18 protein-coding genes and 2 riboswitches are annotated in these 19,284 nt (G+C 65.7%); of the genes, 9 read left to right on the top strand and 9 right to left on the bottom strand.

Annotated features, from left to right (window positions below; all coding sequences use genetic code 11):
• Positions 1-21 precede the first annotated feature (21 nt).
• The 7 genes from pilO to BLR80_RS00490 form a co-directional block, all read right to left on the bottom strand.
• The gene (pilO, locus tag BLR80_RS00520; RefSeq protein WP_092075263.1) at positions 22-564 is read right to left on the bottom strand and encodes a type 4a pilus biogenesis protein PilO; all 543 of its coding nucleotides are present in this window, start codon (positions 562-564) and stop codon (positions 22-24) included.
• Positions 557-2,095 (bottom strand): hypothetical protein, encoded by a 1,539-nt coding sequence (locus BLR80_RS00515; protein ID WP_092075262.1) that lies wholly within the window; start codon positions 2,093-2,095, stop codon positions 557-559. The genes pilO and BLR80_RS00515 overlap by 8 nt, the downstream gene beginning before the upstream one ends.
• On the bottom strand, positions 2,082-4,163 hold the full coding sequence (locus BLR80_RS00510) for a prepilin-type N-terminal cleavage/methylation domain-containing protein (RefSeq protein ID WP_092075261.1): 2,082 nt from the start codon (positions 4,161-4,163) through the stop codon (positions 2,082-2,084). The genes BLR80_RS00515 and BLR80_RS00510 overlap by 14 nt, the downstream gene beginning before the upstream one ends.
• Positions 4,164-4,198: 35 nt before the next feature.
• On the bottom strand, positions 4,199-4,837 hold the full coding sequence (locus BLR80_RS00505; protein ID WP_092075260.1) for a hypothetical protein: 639 nt from the start codon (positions 4,835-4,837) through the stop codon (positions 4,199-4,201).
• A 243-nt stretch (positions 4,838-5,080) separates the two neighbouring features.
• Entirely contained in the window at positions 5,081-6,205 is a 1,125-nt protein-coding gene (locus BLR80_RS00500; RefSeq protein WP_092075259.1) for a type II secretion system protein, read from the bottom strand.
• 100 nt (positions 6,206-6,305) lie between these two features.
• Positions 6,306-6,380, bottom strand: a riboswitch (cyclic di-GMP riboswitch).
• A 174-nt stretch (positions 6,381-6,554) separates the two neighbouring features.
• A complete protein-coding gene (locus tag BLR80_RS00495; RefSeq protein WP_092075258.1) occupies positions 6,555-7,730 on the bottom strand; it encodes a type II secretion system protein in 1,176 nt (391 codons plus the stop codon).
• 101 nt (positions 7,731-7,831) lie between these two features.
• A riboswitch (cyclic di-GMP riboswitch) is annotated at positions 7,832-7,906 on the bottom strand.
• A gap of 147 nt (positions 7,907-8,053) precedes the next feature.
• Positions 8,054-8,254, bottom strand: coding sequence for a hypothetical protein (locus BLR80_RS00490; RefSeq protein ID WP_245691263.1), 201 nt, complete (start codon positions 8,252-8,254; stop codon positions 8,054-8,056).
• Positions 8,255-8,737: 483 nt separating this feature from the next.
• Between BLR80_RS00490 and BLR80_RS00485 the strand changes: the two genes are divergently transcribed.
• Complete coding sequence (locus tag BLR80_RS00485) at positions 8,738-9,574, top strand: hypothetical protein (RefSeq protein WP_092075257.1); 837 nt, start codon at positions 8,738-8,740, stop codon at positions 9,572-9,574.
• A gap of 9 nt (positions 9,575-9,583) precedes the next feature.
• Here the strand turns inward: BLR80_RS00485 and BLR80_RS00480 are convergent, their stop codons facing one another.
• Positions 9,584-10,462 (bottom strand): GGDEF domain-containing protein, encoded by an 879-nt coding sequence (locus BLR80_RS00480; protein ID WP_092075256.1) that lies wholly within the window; start codon positions 10,460-10,462, stop codon positions 9,584-9,586.
• Positions 10,463-10,508: 46 nt separating this feature from the next.
• Entirely contained in the window at positions 10,509-11,678 is a 1,170-nt protein-coding gene (locus BLR80_RS00475) for an HD-GYP domain-containing protein (protein ID WP_092075255.1), read from the bottom strand.
• Between the two features lie 453 nt (positions 11,679-12,131).
• Between BLR80_RS00475 and BLR80_RS00470 the strand changes: the two genes are divergently transcribed.
• Genes BLR80_RS00470 through BLR80_RS00435 form a run of 8 tightly spaced genes read left to right on the top strand, consistent with a single transcriptional unit; the run spans position 12,132 to position 19,142 of the window.
• Positions 12,132-14,387 (top strand): heavy metal translocating P-type ATPase, encoded by a 2,256-nt coding sequence (locus BLR80_RS00470; RefSeq protein WP_092075254.1) that lies wholly within the window; start codon positions 12,132-12,134, stop codon positions 14,385-14,387.
• The gene (locus BLR80_RS00465) at positions 14,384-14,728 is read left to right on the top strand and encodes an HMA2 domain-containing protein (RefSeq protein WP_092075253.1); all 345 of its coding nucleotides are present in this window, start codon (positions 14,384-14,386) and stop codon (positions 14,726-14,728) included. Before BLR80_RS00470 ends, BLR80_RS00465 begins: the two co-directional genes overlap by 4 nt.
• Positions 14,725-15,246 (top strand): hypothetical protein, encoded by a 522-nt coding sequence (locus BLR80_RS00460; RefSeq protein ID WP_092075252.1) that lies wholly within the window; start codon positions 14,725-14,727, stop codon positions 15,244-15,246. The genes BLR80_RS00465 and BLR80_RS00460 overlap by 4 nt, the downstream gene beginning before the upstream one ends.
• A 57-nt stretch (positions 15,247-15,303) precedes the next feature.
• The gene (locus tag BLR80_RS00455; protein WP_092075251.1) at positions 15,304-15,657 is read left to right on the top strand and encodes a magnetosome protein MamC family protein; all 354 of its coding nucleotides are present in this window, start codon (positions 15,304-15,306) and stop codon (positions 15,655-15,657) included.
• Positions 15,658-15,675: 18 nt separating this feature from the next.
• Complete coding sequence (locus BLR80_RS00450) at positions 15,676-16,044, top strand: YtxH domain-containing protein (protein ID WP_092075250.1); 369 nt, start codon at positions 15,676-15,678, stop codon at positions 16,042-16,044.
• 10 nt (positions 16,045-16,054) lie between these two features.
• Positions 16,055-16,264, top strand: coding sequence for a hypothetical protein (locus tag BLR80_RS00445; RefSeq protein ID WP_092075249.1), 210 nt, complete (start codon positions 16,055-16,057; stop codon positions 16,262-16,264).
• Between the two features lie 3 nt (positions 16,265-16,267).
• Complete coding sequence (locus BLR80_RS00440; protein WP_092075248.1) at positions 16,268-18,385, top strand: heavy metal translocating P-type ATPase; 2,118 nt, start codon at positions 16,268-16,270, stop codon at positions 18,383-18,385.
• Positions 18,375-19,142, top strand: coding sequence for a ferrous iron transport protein A (locus BLR80_RS00435; RefSeq protein WP_092075247.1), 768 nt, complete (start codon positions 18,375-18,377; stop codon positions 19,140-19,142). Before BLR80_RS00440 ends, BLR80_RS00435 begins: the two co-directional genes overlap by 11 nt.
• Positions 19,143-19,284 lie beyond the last annotated feature (142 nt).

Below are 19,284 nucleotides of genomic sequence, written 5' to 3'. Positions count from 1 at the left end.
ATCCCGTCAACATCTCCCTGGCTAGAACAACAGCTGGGCCGAAATCCGCACCCGCCCGCCCGCATCATTTTCCCGCTCGATCTTCAACTGGCGCACCTCGACAGGCTGCGGCAGGTCAATCAGCCGCTGCAGAAAATACAGCAGCCGGGCATGGTCGCCCCGCAGTTGCAGATCGAAGCAGTCCCAGTCGTACAACGGCCCCGTCACCCGGTCCCTGGGCTGCAGATGCACCACGGTCAGGCCCGCCTCCACCGCCAGCCCGTTCACCCGATCGAGCAGCTGCACCACCTCATCCGCCGTGCCGGTACGACCACCGGCCAGGGTGAGCTGCTCGCGCAGGGCGTCGCGTTCGGCCGTCTGCTTTTCCAGTGTCTTGGTCAGCGGCAACAGCGAGGGCGGGTCGCTCAGGGCGTTATATTCCTGCACCGTGCTGTTGAGCTTGGCGATGGTCTTCTTCAGCGCCGCCGCCTGGGGGTCATACACCTTCTGCATGTACGAATAAGAGCCGCCCACCAGCACCGCCGCCACCAGTCCGAACTTTTCCAGCTTGGTCAGCTTACGCATCGGCAGGCTCCAGCCGCAGACGAAAGTCGAAGCCACCGCTGCCCTGCTCAAGGCTTTCCACCACCACCTGGGCGCACCAGGGCTGACGCTGCAACGCCAGGGCAAAACGGCTCAGGCTGTCGGGCCGGCCCGTCAGCCCCTCCAGCCGAAACTGGCCGTCGGGCAACTGTTCCAACTGACTCAGCGCGGTGTTTTCCGGCACCAGCGCCAGGGCCAGCAGCACATCCAACTGACGCTGCAGGTTGCCATCGGAGCCCCCCTCGACAAAGGCGATGCGCTTTTTGAACAGCGTGATTTCCTCTGTCAGCGCTTCGCTCTCAGTCTTCTTCTTCTTGTATTCGGCGTCCTTGTCCTTGCGCTGGGCCACCTCGCGCCCCAGTTCCACAATGCGGGCGTCATAGCGCCGTTTCTGCAGCACCATCCACTCGTAATGACCAAACAGGGTCACCGCCAGCAGCGCCGCCACCACCAACGGCATCAGATAGGCGCTGTCGCGCAACCGCACCACCAGCGGCGGCACATCGGTCAGTCCCGCCTGACGCCAGCGTCGGCCGCCCAGTTCGCGCCAGGCCGCGCCCACGGCCGTGGCGAACAGGGCATTCTGGCCATCGTGGGCGGCACTGGTCAGCCGGCCGACACGCCGCAGCGCCAGGGATTGAGCCCCCGTCGGGCTCTGCCCGTCCAGCCAGGCCAGCACCCCGGCGTCCTGCGCCCCGGCGCCGGTTATCAGCAGAGGCGCCGGCGCCGGCACCTGCTGCAGCAGATAGCGCAGCGACTGTTCCACCTCGGCCACCGCCTCGCCGCGCACCAGTTCACGCAGCACCTCCAGCCCGACCGGATAGGTCGCGATCTGCAGCGGCTGACGCCCCTGCAGCACCACAAAGCTGGAAAAATCGGCGCCGACATCCAGCACCGCCTGGGCCCCTTCATCTCCCGCCACCGGCACATAGAAACAGCTGTCCGGCGGATAGACCCGCCGCAGCCGCAAACCGGCCCGACGGCACAGGCGCTTGAGGGCCAACAGGGCGTTGCGCTCCATCACCGCCAGCTGCACATCCACATCCTGGCCCTGCTCCAGCGCCAGAGCCAGATCCTCACCGCGCGCAACCGGCTCGACGGCCACCAGGGCCTGCATCCCACCGATGCCGGTGTAGGGCTCCACCTCCCAGCGCAGCGACTCGGCCAGCCGGTAAGGCGTCAGACTGCGCACCCGTTGGGCGTTCACCGCCATCTGCACGCTGCGCGCCAGCGGCGTGCTCAACACCAGAGCCTGACCCGCATAGTTGAGGCGCTGGACCAGCACCCTGAGATCCTCGATATCCGGCAGATCCTCGCCGGCCTGGCGCCGCTCCAGCGCGGCGAAATCGACCAGCTCGATCTGGCGGCCACGGCCACGCACCACCGCCCCCAGCAACCGCTCGCTGGTCACCTCCACCGCCAGCACAGGGGTGGCCGGCAGCAGCCCGCCAAGACGCGCCAATCCGGCCTGCAGCCACTTCGGCTTCAGCCGGGACAGATCAGGGCGCCGCATGAAAATCCACGCTCGCATCCAGGGTCAACGCCGGCTGCACCCCGGTCCCGGCCAGCGGCAACAGGGGATAGATCAGCGCCTGGCAGGGCTCGCCGCTGTCGAGTTCGCCATTGTCGTCGGCGTCGTGCCACAACAGCAGATAGCGCGCGCCGCTGGCGCCTTGATGACTGCTCAGGTCACTGCAGGCAAAGGCCGGGTTCACCGCCGTGCCGTCGCCAATCACCCAGTCATCCGCCGCGCCATCGCCATCGGCGTCGGTCACCACCCCATCGACACCCGCCTTCAGCCGGTCCACCCCATCCACCAGCGCCGCGCTGCGGTGGAAGGTCGCGCGGCAGGTAGCCGGATCGATATTGAACAGGGTCACGCGGGGCAGGAGAAAATACCCCGGCCGCCACAGAACGGCGTCGAGCCGCAACACCACATTGTCCTGATTGGAGGGGGTAACCGGATCATAGGCGTCCAGATCGAAATCCTCCGTGGCATTGGCCGGCTCCTGCCCCGCGCCATCGACCGTACTACCGAAAGCATAAAGCCCGTCCGCCCCGCGCGAGAGGAGCAGCAGCGCATTCCCGCCGGCGTCATGAAACAGCAGCAGCTCGCGACCCCAGGCATCGCGCAATTGCTGATCGGCCCCCGCGCCGGCCGGCGCGTCCAGATAGGCACGCTGCCAGCCCAGACCCCAGCCCTGAGGAGCCAGATCGTCACTGCTGTCGGCGGTGGGTGTCGCCGTCCACAGTTCGCGCGGCTGACCGACGCTGTAGGCCGTCGCACCCTCCTGATCGTCCCAGTCCGAAGCGGCAGACTCCCAGCGAAACAGCCGGGGCCAGCGCTCCAGATGCGCGGTAAAGCCACTGTTGAAACCCGTCGGCGCCGCGCCGATGAGGGCCTGCCGCAGCCGCTGCAACAGGGCGGCGGTGGCCTCGCTCTTGCGGCGATTCTCCTGCGCCAGCAGGGCGCGCCAGTCGCGCGAGCTCAGTTTCATGACAATGTTATCCTGATTGACAGCGGCCTCGGGGTCGTAGCCCTGACTCATGATGTCGTTCGCGTCCGGTGTCCAGGCATGGCTGGCACAGGTGCCCTTGTTCGGGTATTCAGCCGCTCGATCCGGCCCTTCCGACAGAATCCAGAACAGGGTTTCACCGGCAGCGTCCGGGTCGGCGGTGATGAAGAAACGCAGCGCCCGGCCCCAGCCATCGACAAGGCGGCCATCATTTTGCAACAGCCGAAAAGATTCCTTGTCGTCAAAGAACTCGCCAGGCTCCGCTGGCGCGGGGAGGTAGTCGCCATCCTCCCAGGTTTCGTGGTTGGCATGGGCGCCACTGCTGTGCCAGCGCGGCTCCAATGCCGCGTAATCGGCATCGCTGGTCGCCAGATGGTCGGCATCGGCCAGCAACCCATCCAGCGGCGGGTTGATGTACGGCCCTTTCCAGTTCGGCCCCAGGTCAAACCCCGGCGCCCGGTGCGGGCTGGCGCCGGCGCCGATATCAAACGGCAGATCCTCGGGATAGCGTGTCCACAGGCCGCGCGGCTGGCCCTCGTTTTCCGTTTCCAGCCCGCCGATATGATCGGCGTTATTGGTCGTGTCGTCGTAAAGCCGCCGGTAGGGCCGCTGCCAGTGCCAGCGCCTGGCCTTGAAACTGCCGGATGGACGGAAGAAGACCAGATTCTCGTCCATCCGGTAGTCCGGCCCCTGACCCAGACCGGGCGTCATGCTCGCCGGGCTGTCCCAGCCGGAGACACTGGCGCTGGGGCGGATTTCCGCGCGCGGCTCCCACAGATCGGGCCAGCGGTGCAGATCGCCGACATAGCCGCCCACCAGCGGCCGGCCCTCGGCGTCAAAACGATCCGCCGGCCCGACAATGGCGTTGCGCAGCAGCGCCATGTTGGCGCGGGTGATCTCGGCACGGGCGCGGTTATCCAGTCCGCCAATGGCCGGCAGCACCATGGCGGCCATCAGGCCGAGGACAAACAGCACCAGCAACACCTCCAGCAGGGTGAAGCCGGCCTGCCCCACCGCCTGGCGCTGCCGGGGCCAGGACGACCCGATAAGCAGGAATTCCTTCATGGTCGATTTCCGCCCGCGACCGCCACCAGCGGCTGTCAGCGTCTTTCGCCCTGCACGGCGTACTCGATGGTTGCCGGCCGGCGACCTTCACAATCGACGAAATAGTCCTCGATATAGCCCACCTGACCGCAACCGACATGCCAGGGATCGACAAACCAGGCCTTGCGGCCGAGAAAACGGCCCTCCAGGTCGCGCGCGGTGAACACCACCCTGACGCAGCCATAGGGCTGCGCCGCCGGATTGCGCACCGAACCCCACAGGCGCAACTTGCCGAATTTCCAGACCGCCTTTTCCAGCACAAAGCGCAGCGGAATTTCCCGCGCGGTCAGATCGCGGTTGCGCGTCACCAGCAGCTGGCCGGCCGAGGCCTCCACCTCCGGCCCGGCCACCAGCAGCTCGGCCCGTTGCGCCGTCGCGCCCTCATGGCCGATCTGGCGCGGCACGGCCCCCCGCGCGCAGCCGACCGCTTCCCCCAGCCGGCGACTGCCATCCGGCCGCAACCGCGCCGGCTCCCAGCCGGGGGCGGCCACCAGCCGCGCTTCCGTCCGCGCCGGCACGGTTTCCGCCGGGCTACCGGCACGGCCACGCGCGACAGCCGATTGCACCGGCCAGGTCATCGGTTCCCGCTGTTGCTCGCGTTGTTGTTCCCTCTGCTGCACACTCTGCTCGTTCATTCGCACTCCCCGGGCCAGCCCGCGCCCTTTTTCGAACAGGGGCCGCCGGCCCCGTCCGCATTGAAGGCCAGCCCCGGCCCCACGACGCACGGGCGGGACGGCTGACACCTTCGGTATCCCTGCTTTTCATGATCTGGGGGCGACCCTTGCGCACCCAAGCGCCGCCCTCAAGCCACGAACCGGCCGGAAAATGGCGGGGGCACTGCAGTGCCCCCGCCGGGGGTGAAACATCAGCCGGGCTGATTAGATGGTGTTGTCGTTAAGCAGGTCGATACCCCAGAACTCGCCGTCATCCTCGGGATACATATGGCCCTCGGGGCACTGGGTGGCGTACTGGTAGGATTCCTGAGCTGCGGTGATGTCGAAGGTGCGGGTACGCAGGTTCAAGTTGTCCGTATTCGTTGTTTGATCGACAATGTTGTAAGAAGCTGCGGGCTCGTCGTCATAAGCAGCGGCTTTCAGCGCTTTTGGAGTAGCAATCGCGGTAGCGGGCAGATTCGTCGACGTCATGCGGTCAACAGTAGAGGCCAGGCGGGGCAGCACAACGTTGTAGTCGTTGTAGGTGACGTTGTCGGCATTCTGGATGCCGCCGGGGCAATGGGCGGCGTTGCTGATGATGCCGGCGGTGATCAGGCCCGATTCCGGACCCATGCCCAGCACGATGCGGCCAAGGAAGTCCGGCTCACCCCAACCGCGCTCTTCGTCAGCGACTGCGAAAGCGGCATCGGCATTGGAAGCAACGCCCATGCCGACCATGGCCACGGCAATGGGGTTGTCCAGAACGTCACCAGTTGTGGCGGCAGTTTTCAGAGCAACCTGCTCCATGGAGGGTTTTTGGTCAGCAGCGGTAATGGCTGTGAACGCCACTTCGGTCGGGTTGGTACCAGCAGCGTCATAACCCGCCTTGAGAGTGCCAGCATCGTCCATCCACTCATAGGCATTCAGGTTGAACAGGTTGACGATGCCCATGCCCTTGAGTTCGGCAACTTCCTTGGCATTCAGATAGTGAATGCGGAAGTGGTTGCGGCCCATGAACTCGGAAGCCAGGGTTTCCGGCCCGTTTTCCGGATCGTCATCGGAAACCGCGGGGATGGTATAGGTGTCAGCCGTTGCCAGTTCCGACACCAGGTTGGTCAGTTTGTCCGGGAAGCGGTTGGTCTTTTCAAAATAGGCCCCCAGATAGCTGACCATGCGGTTCTGGTTGCTGTCGCAGACGGTATCGACGGCGCCGCCGGAGATGCCGGCCAGACGCGGGGCGACCATGGCGATCAAAAAGCCCATGATGGTGAGCACGACGAGGATTTCGAGCAGGGTAAAACCCTGTTGCGCCTGCAGACGGCGCAGTTTTTTCAGCAGAACAGCTTTCATTGTGTTCATTCTCCCTGAAGGATACGTGGGTGTTGCGCGACAACCCCGCCCGAGGGTCTGCCACGAAGCAGTTACGACCTGGCTATCGACCTTTTCTTGTTCCGGCGACCCGGCCATCCCCGAGGGATCCGTGGTTTTCCGCCCCCGCCTCGCGACGGGTTAGGCTTGATCGGAAAGACTGCCTTGTTCCCTTCCGGCGCCCTGCCGCGACAGGCGGACCGCTTGGCGGCCCGTACGGCCCGTGACACCTCCTCTCCTGCTGTTGTGTTGTCGGCCCGCCGCGCCTTTGCGGCGGGCCGGTATCGGGTTCATCCCTTCCGTTGCGGCGCGGCTCGCCGCGTCCTTGCTGTTACTGCAAGTATGGGTTGCCGTTGAGGTTGTAACCGTACTGGTCGCCACCCTGATCGCGCTGCTTCATGAACTGCCAGGGCTCCTGCGCCGCCGTCAGGTCAACCTGCTGCCGGACAGCCAGATTCATCAGGTTGGTGGCAATGGTGTAACCACTGGCGGTCCAGCCCGCGCTACCCTCGGCCGGACCCTGGCCCTTGGGCCAGATGAACTTGGTCACGTTCTTGAGAGTGTTCGCGTTTGTCGTGCCACTACCCCAGCAGGCAGCAAAGGTGGCGGCGGAATCAGTCAGACGGGCGCTGGTGGCTTCAAGACGCGGCAGGATGACGGCATATTCGTCAAAGGTGTACAGATCGCTGTTGCGCTGGCCGCCGGGCGCGGTGCCGGCCTTGGTGATCATGCCCTTTTCCACCAGTTCACTGTCCGGCCCAATGGTCAGGACAATGCGGCCGAAGGTGTCTTCCATGCCCCAGTTGCGCTCGCCCTGGGTAAAGAAGAACGTGTTGGCCGCCGGATCAACCGCGCCGCAGCCGGACATGGCCACGCCGAGGCCCTCCTGCACCTTCACCACCTCACGCAGGGGCGCTGGTGTGGCGATGGCATTGACAGGACGCCAGTTGCCCAGCCGGCCGGGGCCGCTGGCATCACGGCCCGTGGCCGCCTGATAGCCGCCCGAGCCGTTGTCCGCCAGGCCAGTGTAGTCGTTGAGGTTGACCAGATGGGTGATGCCCAGGCCGATCAGCTCCTTGGCTTCGGCGGCATTGAGATGATGCACCAGATGACGGAAGGCGCTGGCCTGCTCGTATTTGATGACCTCGGCTTTGGTTTCGGGGTCCTGATCGTCAACCGGTACAATCTGGAACTTGCCCGCAGTGCCCATCGCAACAGCAGCGTCGTCCATGACCAGGTTGGTCAGCTTGTTGGGATAGCGGTTGTACTTCTCATAAAAACCCGCGACGTAATCGCGGCCCCGCCCCTTGTTGCTGTCGCACACGGTGCCGCCGGCGCCGCTGGTGATGCCGGACAGGCGCGGCGCCACCATGGCGATGAGGAAGCCCATGATGGTGAGCACCACCAGGATTTCCAGCAGGGTGAAGCCCTGCTGGGCGGCCAGGCGCGGGCGGCGCAGGGCCGGCAGCAGCTGGTTCAGCAAGCGACGTAACCTCGAATGTTTCATTTTCCTTCCCCTTTCGTTGCCGTTGTCGGCGGATTGCCCGCCTTCGCGCCCCGCTTGCGGGGTCCGCCCGGTCAGGCCCGGATTGGTCTGTTCGTCCGGCTTCCGGCAACCCGGCCATCCCTGGGGGATCCGTGGTTTTCCGCCCCCGCCTCGCGACGGGTTTGGCTGGAAACTGCGCGTCCGTTTTTCCTGTTTGTGCGCCTGTGCACATCTCCTTCCGGCGCTCCGCCGCGACAGGCTGGCCGCACCCGCGGCCGTGATCTGCTCGCTGCCCTGGTCACCGCTGGCGAGAGGGCGTTTTTTCACTTAGCCTCCGGCGCTGTTCACGCCTCTTCCACAAAATCCACCACGAAGCGGTACTCCTTACCGCAGCGCAGGATGATTTCCTTCTGGCCACGACGCAGAAAGCGCATATCCACCTCGATACGGCCGTAACCGTCATGCCTGAAAACCTCTTCCACCAGATCGTTGAGCTTGGTCTTGACCGGATCGAGGCGGTCATCGCGGGGCAACTGGCTGAGCACGGAAAACGTCCTCCTTCTCTGAACATGGCGACCAATGCAGGCCAGCTGCGTGTTTCAGCTTTTACAAGATACTGAATAGCATTATCAGTATCATCACATGGCCCTGGCTTTGCGAATCGGGTCTGGGGATTCACCTGGGCGCTGGAGGGCACCGGCCCCATCCGTCGTGGCTGACAATCCCTGTCACGTCAGGCACTGTAACCCAGCCAGCAGATAAAAAATGTGACCAGAAGCACAGACATGCATTTTTCCTGCACATTGCCCAAAAAAGTTGCAACATCATGGAATCACGCAGCTATTCATGCGTCGGACGGAGATTTCGGCGGTCTTCTTGTGATCCAGGTCACGAAAACGGGCGTTTTTTTCCGCTATGCTCGCCGGCGGCGCGAAACCTCGGCCACGGTGGTGTCGCGGCCATCGTCTGACAGTCCAGCCAGCGCCAGCGGCCCTTTCCGGGCGGCGACGGCCGGGAAAGGAAACCTCATGCTTAGAGTTCTGCTGTTGCTGGCACTTGTGCCCCTGGGCGGCTGGTTGTTCGGCCAGCTGCCCTGGTCGGGCGGCACGGCAACCCTGGTGCTGCTGGCGGCCCTGCTGCTGACCCTGACGACGCGGCTGGCCGACGCCCTGCGCTCCCTTGAAATCCGGGGCGACGGCCGGCAGCGCTGGCTGCTGGTGGCGAGCCTGGCCCTGCTGCTGCCCGGCCTGCTGATCCGGCCGGACGGCGGCCCCGGCCCGCTGGCGGCGCTGCTGCATTCCGGCCTGCTTCTGCTGGCGGCGGCGTTGCTGGGACAATTGACGGCCCGTGGCCTGCGGCGGCCGGCCGAGCTGGCGCCAGTGTGCGTGGTGGCCGCCTGGGCCGATCTGTGCAGCATCCGCAAGGGACCGACGGCCATCGCCGTCGAGCAGATTGGCACCTATTACCAGACCGGCCGCCAGGGACCACCGCCTTTGGCCGATGGCCTGCTGGTCAAGGCGCTGCTGCCGGGGACGCCGCTGCCCCTGCCTCTGTTCGGCGTGACCGACGCCTTTGTGGTGGCCCTGCTCGGCGCCGCCCTGGCGCGGCTGGAGCTGCGCCCCGGCCCGACACTGCCGCTGCCCGGCTGGCGGCCGCGCCTGCACCTGGCCCCGGCGGGACTGTGGCTGGCCCTGCTGCTGGCCCAGATCGGCGAGTGCTTCGTGCCGGGGCTGGTGGTGATCTGCGGGCTGGTGCTGGCCTGGCTGCTGGTGCGTGAACCCGCCAGCCGACGGCTGACAAAACGCGACTGGCAGCTGACGCTGCTGTTTCCGCTGCTGATCAGTCTGGGCCTGTTTTGCTGGTGACAGCCCTGCTCAGTCCAGCGCTTCGGCGGCCGGGCGGGCGACACCGTCGCCGCCACGCCTTTTGACCTGATAGGCCTGGGCATCGGCGGCGCGGATCAGGGCATCGAGTCGCTCGCGGCAGCTGCCGGGCTGGCAGGCCGTGGCGGCAATACCGATGGACAGGGAGGTCATGGGCACCTTGACCTGGTGGTACAGCTGGCGGATGCGGTGAGCGATCTTTTCCGCCTGATCAAGATTGGCGTGTGGCAGCAGCACGGCGAATTCGTCGCCGCCAAGACGCAGGGGAATGTCGCGGCCCTCGCGGATGGCGCCGAGAATGCACTGTGCCAGATCGCGCAGCAACCGGTCGCCGACATGGTGGCCAAGGCTGTCGTTGACCTGTTTGAAGCGGTCGCAGTCAATGCAGAGGGCACTGATCTGTGCGCCTTCGGCGCAGAAGCCGGGACCGCAGCGGCCGTACAGCTGTTCGAGAAAGCGGCGGTTGTAGAGACCGGTAAGGGGATCGGTACTGGCCTCTTCCGCCATGGCGCGGAAGTGCTGGAATGTCGCCTCCCGGCGCAGGGACAGATCGCGGCTCATGCGCGAGAGATTGCGTTGCAGCACGATGAAGGCGTCCTCGTCTTCCCCCTCGTTGGGCAGGTCGAACCGTACCCCGTAGTTGCCCTGCTGGATTTCCTGACAGAAGCGGTTGACCACCTGCAGATCGCGATTGACGAGGAAATAGGCCAGGCAGCGGGCCAGCGGCAGGATGAGGATGGCGACAAGAAGCGGAACGGTGAAGAAGTAGTTTTTACCGGGCGGCAGGCTGCCGGTTTCAATCAGCCAGGCAATGAAGGCCTGCGGCAGCACAACCAGCAGGGCGATGACCAGGGCCGTCCGGCCGGTCATGCCTAGGCGCCAGACATGGAAGCAGGTTTGCGGTGCAACGATTTTTTCAGGTGGTGTCAGGGCGGGTGCAATCACTGTTCACCTCGGCGGCAAAAAGCAGATCGAGAGCCAGGGCGAAGGGTTCGCCGGCATCGAAATGGCGGTGGCGGCATTCGCATTCCAGGCCCCAGCGAACATCGGCCTCGTTGATACAGTCAGCGACCAGCCGCCGCAGCAGGCGGCAGCGCTGGCGATCGAAGCGATTGTAAATAATGTAGTCGGCGCCCTTTTTCAGAAACAGCAGCGGGGGTTCCTGTTGCCGGGGGCTCAAATCGACCCGCGCGGCGATGCGCTCCTGCAGCCGTTCGCCGATGGCGCACAGAATCTCATCCATTTCCAGATAGCCTCTTTGCTGGTTGTGCCGTTTCAGGTGCTTGAAACACAGCGCGAACAAGGCATAGGGCGCGGCACTGAGGGGTGTCTGGCGATTCTGGTCGAAGGAAAACAGGTAGCGGTAGCTGTAAAACTGGCTGAGGGGCTCACGGAAATAGCAGGTCTGGCGAAAATCCTCCAGCCGGACCAGATCCTCGACCGGGTTGTGACCCTGAACCGTCAGGGGATTCCAGTCGCGCACCTCCGTCGCCAGGGCTTCAACGACGGCGCCGTCAAGTTTGCCGTCACGGACATCGAGCCACAGCAGGTCGAGGGCTTCGGCCGAACTGCGATCGGGCTTGTAGGGCCGTCGGGCCGTGAGCGCCTCGTAGACATCGGCCGCCGCCACGATCCGCGGAAAAATGGAAAGCCCGGTCGCGCCAAGGCCCTCGGGATAGCCACTGCCATCGAGCCGTTCGTGGTGGCGCAGAATGATCTCGACAATGCGTTCGTCAATGCCGCGATTCTCGAACAGCCGTGCGCCAATGAGCGAATGGCTGTTCATGATACAGCGGTCGACGGGAGAAAACCGGCCCGGCTTGAGCAGCACATCGTCGGGAATCGACAGTTTGCCGATGTCATGAATCAGGCCGCCGTGCTCAAGCGCCAGAATCTCGTCCTCAGCCAGCCCCAGGCGCTCGCCGATACGGCACGACAGCGCGGCCACCCGCAGCGAATGCTGGTAGGTGTAGTGGTCGCGATAAGCCAGCAACTGCAGCAGAATGTCGAGAAAGCTGTCAAATACATAGTGAACTCCGCGGTCGTTCAGATTGATCCGGAACCCGTCGATCGCCTCGTACGTCATCTGTGTCACCACCCGTCCTTCAACCCCGTTCCCGGCCGCCGGGAGCGTCGGAGTCCTGTATTTCCGGGTATGCGGCTGTACCCCGGTCGGTGGCAACCCCTGCGCCACCTCTGCCGGCCCGGTGATCGCGGCTGCTCTGTTTTTCCGAGAAACAACCTGCAATGCCAACTACCAGCGGTCCGATCAGACACTGTAGCCGAAAGTATTGGCGCGAAACTGTGACCAAAAGCACAGCACGGCATCTTTTCTGACATTCGCCCGATAAAAACCGGCCCGGCGGCAGCGACGGTGCCGCCGGGCCGACAAAAAGGCCGTTTTTGTGATCGAGGTCACAGACGCCCCCGCCTGCCCGACCTATAGTGCCGCAGAGCGTAGCCGCGACAGGCTGACACCTCCGCCGCAGTTGTTCCCCTGGCCACACCCTTCACCCTGCGTTTCCTGACAGGAGCCGCCATGCGTTTCAGCGTTAAGCAGGATATTCCCGGCAGGCTGCGCCTGCGCGTTCAGGGGCTGCGCCACAATCGCGCCCTGGCGAAATGGCTGGAAACCGAACTGGGCGGTCTGGCAGGCGTGCGGATCGATGCCCGTTTCCGTTCCGGCAGCCTGGTGCTGACCTTCGCCCCCGCGACCGGACTGCGGCGCCAGCTGCTGGCGCAACTGCAAACCCTGACAGCGCCCGGGCCGCTGGCGGCGCCGCTGGCCCTGGCGAGTGGCCACTGCGATCTGGTCTGCTCGCGCTGCCACCCCGACCGCAGGGATCCGCCCTCGCTGGTGCGGCAGGTGATCGGCGTGGTGGCGCTGACCCTCTATGTGGCCTGGGTGGCGCTGCGTCAGGGCCTGCTGAAGAAACCGGTCTCCGAGGCCCCGCTGAGCCTGACCTCCGCCGTGGCTCTGGTGGGAGCCTATCCGCTGCTGCGCCACGCCTGGGACGATCTGCGCAGCGGCCGGCACAAAAGCCTGTTCCCCTTTCTGGCCGCCACCTGCTTTCTGGCCATTTTCCTCGGCCAGGCCCTGACCGCGCTGGAGGTCATCTGGATTCTGCGCATCGGGCTGCTGCTGGAGGACTATGTCGGCCGCCGTTCGCACCGCGCCATCCGCGAAATTCTGGAGCTGACGCAGAAACAGGCCTTCATTCTGGTGGACGGAGTGGAGGTTGAAATTCCGGTCGAGCAGATCCACGCCGGCGCGACGGTGGTCTGCCACCCCGGCGAGAAGATTCCGGTCGACGGCCTGATTCTCAATGGCGAGGCGCTGGTTGACGAAGCACCGGTAACCGGGCGGGCGGAACCGGAAATGCGCCACGCCGGTGACAGTGTCTACGCCGGCACCATCGTCTATCAGGGGGTCATCTTCGTCCGCGCCGAGCGGGTGGGCGACGCCACCTATCTGTGCCGCATTCTGCATCTGGTCGAATCGTCTCTGAGCAACCGGGCGCCGGCCGAGAAACGCGCCGACCAGTTGGCCAACCGGCTGATGAAGCTCGGCCTGGTCGCCGTCAGCGGCACCCTGCTGCTGACCCTGAGCCCGACGCGGGCCTTTACCGTGCTGCTGGTGCTGGCCTGCCCCTGCGCCACGGTACTGGCGGCCTCGACGGCCGTTTCCGCCGCCCTGGCCAATGCGGCGCGCAATCAGGTGCTGATCAAGGGGGGCTACTATCTGGAACAGATCGCTGAAGCCGACTGCTTCTGCTTTGATAAGACCGGCACCCTGACCCTGGAAACCCCGACCCTGATAAGCGTGACACCGCGCTCGGCGCGGCAAAATCCCGACCGCCTGCTGGCCCTGGCGGCAGCGGCGGAACGCCATACCCAGCACCCGATGGCGCGGGCCATCGTGGCAGCGGCACAGGAACGCGGCCTGAACCTTCCGGTTCATGCCCAGTGCCACTTTGTCATCGGCCGGGGCGTAGCGGCCCTGATCGACGGCGCCGAGGTACTGGTCGGCAACGACAAATGGATGCAGGACAACGCCGTGGCCATCGACAGCCTGGCGCAGGCGGCGCGGGAGCAGGCCGAGCTGGGCTACAGCCTGGTCTATGTGGCCCGCGCCGGCCGGGTCAGCGGCCTACTGGCCATCGCCAATCCGGTGCGACCCCGAGCGGCGGCGGTGCTGGCCTGGCTGCGGGCCGACGGCGTGAAGGAAATGCATCTGGTGACCGGCGATACCGACAGGATGGCGCGGGCAGTGGCCGAACAGTTCGCTTTTGACAGCTGGCGCGCCGAACTGCTGCCGGAGGACAAGGCCCGTTATCTGAAAGAACTCGAAGCGACGCACGAGCGCATCGTGATGGTGGGTGACGGCGTCAACGACGCGCTGGCGCTGGCCAACGCCCGGGTGGGTATCGCCATGGGGGCCGGCGGCGCGGAGGTGGCCATCGAGGCGGCCGATATCGCCCTGGCCGACAGCGCCCTGGAACGGCTGGTGAAACTGCGTCAGCTGAGCCGCAAAACCCTGCGAACCATCGAGCAGAATCACCAGCTGGCCATGTGGACCAACCTGGGCGGGGTGATTTTCGGCGCCGCCGGCCTGCTGACACCGCTGATGGCGGGGGCGCTGCACATCGTGCACACCCTGGGCATCGTCGTCAATTCAGGCCGCCTGCTGGGCTGGGACAGCCCCGGCCTGGGCCCGGCAAGCAACGAGCTGACACCCCCTGCGACCGCCGGCACCGATGCCGGCGCGTCCCACGCAACAGAGAAAGCCTCATGACCGAAACCCGAAAACGCCAGGCCATCACCGAGCTGTTCCGCGTTGCCGACTATGCCCGCATCGCGCACCACATCCGCGGCCGTATCCGCATCAAGTTTCCGCTGGCGGCCAAAAAGGGCCTGGCGGACATCGCGCTGGAGAGCCTGGCCGGCCAGTTGCCCGGTGTGCAGCATTACCGTATCAACGGCAAGAACGGCTCCCTCGTGATTGATTACGATCCCGCTGTGATCCCCTGTCAGATGTGGGAAAGGATTATCAACAGCGCCCCCGAGGGCCGTCCGGCATTGGCAGAAGAGCTGCTGTCGATCTGGACGCATTCGCTAGAAGGAGAACAGGCATGATGGGACAGGAGCAGGTGCAACAGGAAACGTCCGGACCGCGCCAGACGCCGCCGGCAACGGATTGTCAATCTCACAGTCAGACCAGCCCGCCGGCGGCGGCCGAAGCGGCGAACCTGGCGCAGGTGCAGGCCATGCTGGGCCAGCTGGCCGCCGGTCAGCAGGCGCTGTGGCAGCAGCTGCACGCCTGGCAGCAGGAACAGATGGCCCGGCCGGTGACCACCCATGGCCCGCCACCCCAGGCAAGCGCCTGCGAACACCACGACCCGGCCCAGAGCGCCCAGCAGCAGACCGAGCATTTTCTGGAGCTGGCGCAGAAGTTTTCGCGCGGGGAGATGAATCTGAGCGATGTCGCCGGCGGGCTGTCGCAACTGACCAGCCCGAGCGGCTCGTTCTGGAAGGGCGTGCTGATCGGTGGCGGCCTGACCCTGCTGGTCAGCAATGATGGCATCCGTGAGGCCCTCACCGGCCTGTTCCGTGGCGGCGACGGCAGCGCCGCAGACGCCACCAGCAGCAACTAGCCGCCTGGCCCGACGGCCGGCGTTTCTGAATCCGAACCGACAACAAGGAGAATGTTCATGCATACCCATCCCGCGCCCACCAGCAGCGCCAGCTATCCTGTCAGCAAAAGCCTGATCCAGCCCAACCTGGTGCTGCAGAGCGGCATCTTCGGCACCGTCATCGGCGCCACCGCGGCCCTCGGGGCCAACCTGCACCGGGTCCGGCAGGAGGAACTGTCCCTCAATGAGGCCATGGTCGACAGTCTGGCCAAGGGCGCCGGCACCGGTGTCGCTGCCGCCGTGGCCACCGCCGCCGTGCAATCGGTCGGCGGCAGCCGGGTGACCAGCTGGGTGGTACTGCTGGCGGCGGCGACCGGCGTCGGCTACGCCATCAATCTGTCCGGCAAGAAAAAAGCGGCCGCAACCAAATAGTCAACAAGGGGGTCATTCATGCAACCACCGGTCACACATTCCTGCAGCGCCCATCAACCGCCGGCCGCGAGCGCCGCACCCGTCGGCGTCGCCCCGGCCTTCCACGGCTTCAATCCGGCCGGCTACAACGGCCCGGTGCTGTTCGGCCCGCCCCAGACCGCCGTCAGCCCGGCCAGCCCCGCGCCCGCCAGCGGCAACAGCTTCTGGCTGGGCGCGCTGGTCGGAGCCGGTGCGGCCCTGCTGCTGAGCAACGATCGCGTGCAGAAGTCGCTGATCCGCGGCACCACGGCGCTGTTCAGCGCCATTCAGGCCAGCGCCGAGGAGCTTAAGGAAAAGTTCGAGGATGTGCGCGCCGAAATGAGTCAGTCGGCGCCGGAGAAGGAATAAGCCGGCCGCCATGACAACGCCTGAGCTGCGCACCCTGGCCAAGATTGGCATGACCGCCACGCTGGCCGCACTGGTAGTCAGTGCGGCCGGCACGGGCAACCGCCGGCGCCGGATTGCCCGCCATACCTGGCAGGGTCTGGCGCTGGTGGGCTTTTCGGTCTGGCACTACAACCTGTATCCGCCGGCGCGCACATCCGCCCGCGCCGGCCGGGACAGCTGAGTCATGGCCGCGCCGGAGATCGTTCACGAGCTGCCCCGCCGACTGCGGCTGCGCTGGCCGCCCCTGCGCGACCGGCGCAGCGACCCGCTGTATGTGCAGGCGCTGCTCGAAAACATCCCCGGCGTGACGCAGGTGCGCGTCAACCGCGCCGCCGCCACGCTGGTGCTGCAGCACGATGGCGCGCCGGCCACCCGTGCCGCGATTCTTGCCCGCTTCGATCCGCTGCCCGGCGAAGCGTTCCGCTGCTTCGAGCCGCCGCAGCCGGCCATCAACCCCCTTAATCTGGCGTTTCTGGGCCTGTCAATCGTGTCGCTGCGGCTGCTGCCGCCGACGCTGCAGGGCACCATCAGTCTGCTGATCGGCCTGCCGACCCTGCTGGCCGGCGCGGACGGCCTGCTGAACCGCGGCGTCAAGGTCGAGGTTCTCGACGCTGGCGCCGTGGGCATTTCCCTGCTACGGCGCGACTATTTCACCGCCAACATGATCGTGCTGCTGCTGAATGTGGGGGAATACCTGCGGCAGAGCTCGGAGGATCAGACCACCGGCCTGTTACGAACCCTGCTGCGGCCACAGGTGGAGCAGGTCTGGCTGGAACGGGAGGGCATCGAGGTGCGGACCCCCCTGGCCCAGGTACGAACCGGTGACCTGCTGCTGTGCGGGCCGGGCGAGCTGGTGCCGCTGGACGGCACGATCTGCCGTGGTGACGCGCTGCTGAACCAGAGCTCCATCACCGGCGAGGCGCTACCGGTCCACCGCCAGGCCGGCGACAGCGTGCCATCCGGCGCCCTGGTCACGGAGGGGCGCATCGTCATTCGGGTGGAGGCGGTCGGCAGCGATACCGGCCTGGCGCGCATCAACCGGTTTCTGGAGCAGGCCCTGCGCCAGCGGTCGCGCACCCAGCAGCGTAGCGACGAACTGGCCGACCGGCTGGTGCCCGTCACCCTGGCACTGGGCGGCGGCATCTTTCTGCTGACCGGCGATTTGCGCCGGGCGGCAGCGGCCCTGACCGTTGACTACTCCTGCGCCATCAAGCTGGCGACACCCATCGCCGTAAAAACCGCCATGTACCGCGCCGCCCAGCAGGGGGTGCTGGTCAAGGGCGCCCAGGCCTTCGACCAGCTGGCGCGGGTCGATACCCTGGTCTTCGACAAGACCGGCACCCTGACACAGGGTGAGCTGTTCATCACCGACATCGTGCCCCTCAACCACCTGGACGAGAATGGCCTGCTGGCCTTGACGGCGGCAGCCGAGGAACATTACGCCCACCCGGTGGCCAAGGCGGTACTGCGCGCCGCGCGCGACCGCGGTCTGACCCTGCCGGCCACCAGCCAGGTCGACTTCATCGTGGCACACGGCGTGTCGGCCCATGTCGACGGCCAGCAGGTGCTGGTCGGCAGCCACCATTTTGTCGCCGAGGATGAGGGCATCGACTGCGGCGCCGCCGCCGAGCCGGCCGCGGCCTTTGCGCACCAGGGCAAAAACCTGCTTTACGTCAGTCGCGCCGGCCGGCTTGAAGGTCTGATCGCCCTGCGCGACCGGATTCGGCCCGAGGCCGCCGGTATCCTGACCCGCCTGAAACAGAACGGCATCCGCCGGATTGTGGTTCTGACCGGCGACCAGGAGTCGACCGCCCGGGCGCTGTTGCAGGCGCTGCCGCAGATTGACGCCCTGTACTGGGAACTGCAACCGGAGGACAAGGCCGGCATCGTGCAACAGCTGAGGGACCAGGGCCACTACACCGCCTTCATCGGCGACGGCGTCAATGACGCGCCGGCGCTGGTGACGGCCGATGTCGGAATCAGTCTGCCCTGCGGTGCCGACCTGGCCAAGGATGCCGCCCAGGCCCTGCTGCTGCAGGAGGATCTCGCCTGCCTGGCCACCGCTCTGGATGCGGCCCGCCGCACCGGGAAAACCATCCAGGACTGTTTTTACGCCACCATCGGCTTCAACAGCCTCTTCCTGCTGCTGGCCCTGACCGGCTGCATCCGGCCGCTGACCGCAGCACTGCTGCATAACCTCAACACGGTCGGCATCCTCGGCTACTGTGCCACCAGGGGCCTGTCAGCGTCCGATCCGGCCGCCCGGCCCACATCGCCAAAGGACAACCCTCATGACCACTGAGCAGCTTCTGTCGCTGGATCAGGCCCCCTTCGATCAACCGCTGGAAGTCCAGGCCATCCTGGCCGAGCCCTGGCGTCAGCAGCTGGGCAAAATGGGCTTCGGCCGGGGCTGCCGCATCGTGCGGCTGGATGAAACCCTGCAGGCCCAGACCGTGCGCGTGCGCGGTAAAAACGGCGAGGTGGTGCTCAGTGCCGGCATGGGGCTGCAAACCATCGTCCATCTCGACGGCGACGGCCGCCGCATCCCCCTGATCGACATGGAACCGGGCCAGACCGGCCATCTGGAAGGAACCACCGCCAGTGCCGACTTTGCCACCGCGCTGGAACAGCTCGGCTTTCACGAAAACGATCCCATCCGCCTGATTCGCAAACTGCCGCCCATGGACTACCTGACCCTGCTGGAAGGGCAGGGCCTGCTGCGACTGTCCGAAGGCGACGCCGCCCGCATTCTGGGCAGAAGCGGATCGCATATCCGTCAGTTCTCCCTGACAGCGGCGGAATGTGATTTTACGGTTGTCCAGCTGCTGGGGTGCCCCTGGGCCATCGAGCGTCTGCAGCGCCTGGGCATCTGGCCCGACACGCGCCTGCGCCTGCTGGAGGTTCGCAGCAAGCGGATCTGTCGTTTCAGTGGGGATCAGCAGCTGATGGTAACCAGCCAGGACGGCCTGCACCTGCACCTGCCACTGGAAGCCGGCAAGCAGATTCTCGTCCGGCGTCTCACCCGTCCGCTCCTGCCCCGGCCGTCCGGCTCGGCCTAGCAGGATGTTGAAAAAGTCCCTTCCGGGGTTTTTTCAACGACGCAAGCCGAAAATGCGATTTCCGTCTTGCTCACAAAATCAATCCATTACGAAGTAATGATTGATTTTGTGAGCCCATCCATGGGCTCCAGCAGGCTGTTTT

It is taken from the genome of Desulfuromonas thiophila, from assembly GCF_900101955.1.
Taxonomy (GTDB): domain Bacteria; phylum Desulfobacterota; class Desulfuromonadia; order Desulfuromonadales; family Desulfuromonadaceae; genus Pseudodesulfuromonas; species Pseudodesulfuromonas thiophila.
The sequence above is the reverse complement of the archived record's forward strand: the minus strand, read 5'-3'. Positions and strand labels throughout refer to the sequence as shown.

Bases quoted from the DNA above. Each gene is read 5' to 3' on its own strand.
- BLR80_RS00465 (WP_092075253.1), top strand. From the start codon at position 14,384: ATGACCGAAACCCGAAAACGCCAGGCCATCACCGAGCTGTTCCGCGTT.
- BLR80_RS00515 (WP_092075262.1), bottom strand. From the start codon at position 2,095: ATGCGGCGCCCTGATCTGTCCCGGCTGAAGCCGAAGTGGCTGCAGGCC.
- BLR80_RS00470 (WP_092075254.1), top strand. From the start codon at position 12,132: ATGCGTTTCAGCGTTAAGCAGGATATTCCCGGCAGGCTGCGCCTGCGC.
- BLR80_RS00505 (WP_092075260.1), bottom strand. From the start codon at position 4,837: ATGAACGAGCAGAGTGTGCAGCAGAGGGAACAACAACGCGAGCAACAG.
- BLR80_RS00500 (WP_092075259.1), bottom strand. From the start codon at position 6,205: ATGAAAGCTGTTCTGCTGAAAAAACTGCGCCGTCTGCAGGCGCAACAG.
- BLR80_RS00445 (WP_092075249.1), top strand. From the start codon at position 16,055: ATGACAACGCCTGAGCTGCGCACCCTGGCCAAGATTGGCATGACCGCC.
- BLR80_RS00440 (WP_092075248.1), top strand. From the start codon at position 16,268: ATGGCCGCGCCGGAGATCGTTCACGAGCTGCCCCGCCGACTGCGGCTG.
- BLR80_RS00480 (WP_092075256.1), bottom strand. From the start codon at position 10,462: ATGACCGGCCGGACGGCCCTGGTCATCGCCCTGCTGGTTGTGCTGCCG.
- BLR80_RS00460 (WP_092075252.1), top strand. From the start codon at position 14,725: ATGATGGGACAGGAGCAGGTGCAACAGGAAACGTCCGGACCGCGCCAG.
- pilO (WP_092075263.1), bottom strand. From the start codon at position 564: ATGCGTAAGCTGACCAAGCTGGAAAAGTTCGGACTGGTGGCGGCGGTG.
- BLR80_RS00485 (WP_092075257.1), top strand. From the start codon at position 8,738: ATGCTTAGAGTTCTGCTGTTGCTGGCACTTGTGCCCCTGGGCGGCTGG.
- BLR80_RS00510 (WP_092075261.1), bottom strand. From the start codon at position 4,163: ATGAAGGAATTCCTGCTTATCGGGTCGTCCTGGCCCCGGCAGCGCCAG.
- BLR80_RS00475 (WP_092075255.1), bottom strand. From the start codon at position 11,678: ATGACGTACGAGGCGATCGACGGGTTCCGGATCAATCTGAACGACCGC.
- BLR80_RS00455 (WP_092075251.1), top strand. From the start codon at position 15,304: ATGCATACCCATCCCGCGCCCACCAGCAGCGCCAGCTATCCTGTCAGC.
- BLR80_RS00495 (WP_092075258.1), bottom strand. From the start codon at position 7,730: ATGAAACATTCGAGGTTACGTCGCTTGCTGAACCAGCTGCTGCCGGCC.
- BLR80_RS00435 (WP_092075247.1), top strand. From the start codon at position 18,375: ATGACCACTGAGCAGCTTCTGTCGCTGGATCAGGCCCCCTTCGATCAA.
- BLR80_RS00450 (WP_092075250.1), top strand. From the start codon at position 15,676: ATGCAACCACCGGTCACACATTCCTGCAGCGCCCATCAACCGCCGGCC.